The sequence below is a fragment of the Brevibacillus sp. NRS-1366 genome, assembly GCF_050467985.1.
This window is the reverse complement of sequence record NZ_JBITPN010000065.1, coordinates 1-668: the sequence shown is the minus strand read 5'-3', so window position 1 is coordinate 668 and position 668 is coordinate 1. Positions and strand designations below refer to the sequence as shown.

Genomic DNA, 668 nt, shown 5'->3' with positions numbered 1-668 from the left:
ATTGAGGAGACGGCCAAAGCGGAAGAGTTGGAAATCCTTGCGGATAGCCTGATGGATACAGTGGATGACCCATCTAAATTAGAAGAGATTGCTGTTGGCTTGGAAACGCACATAGCCGTTTTATCAGATGAGATGGAAAAAGAGACAAATACAGAGGTCCGTAAGGAAAAGCGAAAAAGACGGAGTGCATGGAAGAAATCCCTCAAGCTGATCCGTAAGGATTTCATACCAAGGTTATCTACATACAAAGCCCAAAACGAAATTTTAGATGACCGCAATAGTTATTCTAAGACAGATACTGACGCAACATTCATGCGGATGAAAGAAGACCATATGAAAAACGGTCAACTTAAACCTGGCTACAACGTACAGATGGCAACGGAGAATCAATTCATCCTATTTTACACCATCCATCAACGTCCAACCGACACGCGCTGTTTCATACCCCATCTAGAGAAGCAAGCTGCCTCCTCTTTGCCAATGCCAAATAGAGTCATTGCCGATGCGGGGTACGGGAGCGAGGAAAACTATCTGTATGCGATGGGGGACGAAAAATATCCTCGGTTTGATTTCCTCATTCCATACGGGTCCTATCTGAAAGAAAAGACTCGGAAAGCTAAAAAGGACATCAAAAACGTAATGAACTGGGTCTACGTTGAAAAGGATGA

At 43.7% G+C, this 668-nt stretch carries 1 protein-coding gene; it reads left to right on the top strand.

What is annotated here, in order from left to right:
- A partial coding sequence (locus ACIFQN_RS34635; RefSeq protein ID WP_429837598.1) for a transposase occupies nt 1–668 on the top strand: 668 nt, incomplete at both ends.